General features: G+C 57.5%; 4 protein-coding genes and 1 pseudogene. 2 read left to right on the top strand and 3 right to left on the bottom strand.

Annotated features, from left to right (window positions below; genetic code table 11):
- The first annotated feature begins 178 nt into the window (after nucleotides 1-178).
- Nucleotides 179-751 carry a MipA/OmpV family protein gene (locus MF610_RS18925; RefSeq protein WP_242201900.1) on the top strand — a complete coding sequence of 191 codons (573 nt, stop codon included), beginning with the start codon at nucleotides 179-181 and terminating at the stop codon, nucleotides 749-751.
- Here the strand turns inward: MF610_RS18925 and MF610_RS18920 are convergent.
- Together MF610_RS18920 and MF610_RS18915 are read right to left on the bottom strand one after the other, a co-directional pair.
- A complete protein-coding gene (locus tag MF610_RS18920; protein WP_242201898.1) occupies nucleotides 741-1,322 on the bottom strand; it encodes a hypothetical protein in 582 nt (193 codons plus the stop codon). The two genes, MF610_RS18925 and MF610_RS18920, sit on opposite strands and share 11 nt — an antisense overlap.
- Nucleotides 1,323-1,718: 396 nt before the next feature.
- Nucleotides 1,719-2,003: a hypothetical protein gene (locus tag MF610_RS18915; RefSeq protein ID WP_156363480.1), complete on the bottom strand. Its 285-nt coding sequence runs from the start codon at nucleotides 2,001-2,003 to the stop codon at nucleotides 1,719-1,721.
- Between the two features lie 426 nt (nucleotides 2,004-2,429).
- On the opposite strand from MF610_RS18915, the gene MF610_RS18910 reads away from it, so the two are divergent.
- Nucleotides 2,430-2,582, top strand: coding sequence for a DUF465 domain-containing protein (locus tag MF610_RS18910; protein WP_327196655.1), 153 nt, complete (start codon nucleotides 2,430-2,432; stop codon nucleotides 2,580-2,582).
- Nucleotides 2,583-2,726: 144 nt separating this feature from the next.
- Here MF610_RS18910 and MF610_RS18905 read toward each other — a convergent pair.
- Nucleotides 2,727-2,852: pseudogene (locus MF610_RS18905) on the bottom strand (IS481 family transposase); the annotation flags it as partial.

Below are 2,852 nucleotides of genomic sequence, written 5' to 3'. Positions count from 1 at the left end.
GCGCCCGCTTCGGCCTCCTTCAGGATGCCGATGATCTGCTCTTCCGAAAACTGCTTCCGCTTCATCTGTCCGTCCCTTTCCGAGGTCGGACTCTAGCTTCAACTGGAGGAAAAAAAGGGGGTCACGTCACAAGGACACCATCTTCGCTTCGATCCCCGACGGTTTGGGTTGGAACGGGGTGAACCGGGACGGGTGGAAGGCAGGACCGCTCGCCAAGCTCCGCTTTGGGCGGGATGAAGAGCGCGGGGGATCGCCGTTCCTCATTACAGGCGGGAGTGACGCGCTACGCGGCCTCGGCGACGTAGATGCAGCTGTTGAGGTGGGAGGCTTCGTCGAGAAACGGGCTGGGCCATGGCGTGGACGGATCGAGGTTCGTCGCGGCTTCGGCGGGCATGACGGCGTTGTCGCCGACGGGTCAGTTGCTTACCAGGCGCGCCGGGGACGGACCATCATCAACATCGGGCCTCGCGCAACGCTGGCAAGCCGCGAGTATATCGAGACGTATTTCGGCATCGATGCGCTCCAGTCGCAACGGTCCGGACTTAGACCGTATTCTGCGTCAGGCGGACTATTGTCCTACGGTGTAGGCGGTACCGTAATTCGTCCCCTAAACCGGCGAAGCGCCATCACGCTTTTCACTGGCCTGGATCGACTAGGTCAGAACGTAGGCGATTCACCCCTCATCCGCGAACGCGGGCGCCGGACCCAATTCACCCTAGGTCTCGGCTACGGATTTAGGTTCAACCTGTAATCGAACCAGACGCATATACCCTGCGCCGGTAGCCAGCGACCAAGCCTGAAATAACGAGGATCGCGGCAGCGCCGGTTGCTACGGCAATAGGTCCTGCAGCTTGGCCACCGGCAGCGAAGATAGCAGCAAGCGCCCAAAGGAAAACAGCTGCGTACGGTAGATTACCACGTCCTCGGACCAGCACGGTGGCCGCGATGAGTCCAGCAATCACGATCACCGCTGCACCGATCCCAGGAGCGGCTGCACCGCCCTCCACGCCGTGATATTTCAAGCTAGCCGCGATGTTGACGGTGGTAGCGACAGTCAACCATGCGGCGAGCGCGCTCAACGGAAGGTACGCGCACCACCACGCAGTTTTCGACACCGTCGCATTCGACAGGGCATGATAGGCAACGATCAGGCACGTCAGCATGAAGGTAATGATCAGAACCGATACGAAACTTAACCCGTAAAACTGCGTGTAAGCAGCCCAGAGTGCATTTCCCAAAAATGCGCCAGCTGCCTGCCAGAGCAGGTGATGAAGCAACGTATTTTGGCGCTGTGCGGGCATTGCCTGATAAACGGCAAACACTGTGGCGCCGAGGTAGCACCCCAAATCGAGAATGCCCAGCCTGCCGGGGTTATCAAGGTTCGGACCGCCAGAGACCGGGATCCGATAGGCTCACCGATCCCGATCTGCGGTAACACAGGCGTCAAAATTTGAAGCGCTGCTGTCAGCAGCACCGCGAGATGCGGCAGATTCAACGCGGTCCGTTGGGGTAAGGTATTTGTTACCATTTTTCCACAACGGCCGATCGGCTTACGCGTTGCGATGTCACAAAGGAACTCGCTCGCATTCAGAGCTATCGTACCTAAACGGTCCTCGGGCGCCTGACATATTGTCATTTACCCGAGGCTTCAGTGGGACGACCCAGAGGCCTTTATCCACAATCCCGGTTGCGACGCGAAGGCGGTATCTTATCGTGTTCTAAAGTACGGAGGATAAGACGCAATATACCAGCACCGGTACGCCAACCAAAACGATCAAAAGTAACAGGTTGAGCTCCATAAGTCGGCTCAGCCAGTCCTTACCTTCATTCTGCCGGGCTTCGGCATCAGCCTTAGAATAGCCTTCTACGATTTCCAGATCGAATTTGTTCGAGAAAAAGCTTTGTGGGCGCATCCGCAGGAAAGGCTGAGGTGCTGGATTGGCAGTTTGATGCTGACGGTCATCCTGACACAAATCGTCGGATTTCGAGGATTGGTTTTCCACTACACTGTTTCCACTTATTCGAGATCATGGGCGCGCAGAACGCGTCCCAAAGGTCAGATCGAATAAAGCCCGAACTCGAACGGCAATGGCCGCAAGCTCGGGCTAAGCGCGTGCGGCGAGTTGGCCGGCGTGGTCGCGGAAACGCTTATGTGTCGCAGGAGCGTACATGTCAGTAACATCGGGGACCCGTGTCCTAATGTCAACTCGTGCGAATCCATTCGCTCTCCTATTGACCTTGACCGGCGAAACCCTAGCTTGAGGGAGCGGGCCGGGCCCCTCTGGCGATCGTCTCAGGACGAACGTGATGTCGGACCGCATCGGGTTATCTCGATGTCTAGGCCTGGCCTGTTTGCCTGCTTTCATCGCGACTGATCCGATCGTTCAATCGTTGGTTGGAGAGCGGCTTTGCCTATATTTTCTCACAAATTGACCCAGTTGCATGCCCGGCTGGATGAGCAGATCCGCGTCGAGATGAAGCGACGCATGCCCGATACCTTGCGGCTATTTCGGCTGAAGCGGTTGCGTCTCGACGTGAAGGACCGCCTGCACGCACGCGCCTTGCGGCCGGAGTTCAGCTGAACCGACACGCTGAACCATCGTTGTAGAATCATCGTCCGTAAGGATTGGCTTCACCGATCAGAATGGATCGGGATGGCAAAAGGAGAGCGAAAATGGCCTATCTTCTAACTGCCGGCTTGGTGCTTGCTGCTACCGGGGCGGCCCTTAGGTGTTCAGTCCCGGCATCTGGTGGATCGGGTTGACGATGAACCGATCCGGCTCTGACGTCCAGATCTTGGCAATGTATTCGTAGGGTGTAAGGCCGCTGAGGGTCTTGAGCCTTCGCGCGAA

This window comes from Sphingomonas hankookensis (genome assembly GCF_022664465.1).
GTDB classification, from domain to species: Bacteria; Pseudomonadota; Alphaproteobacteria; order Sphingomonadales; family Sphingomonadaceae; genus Sphingomonas; species Sphingomonas hankookensis.
This window is presented reverse-complemented; position numbering and strand designations above follow the sequence as displayed.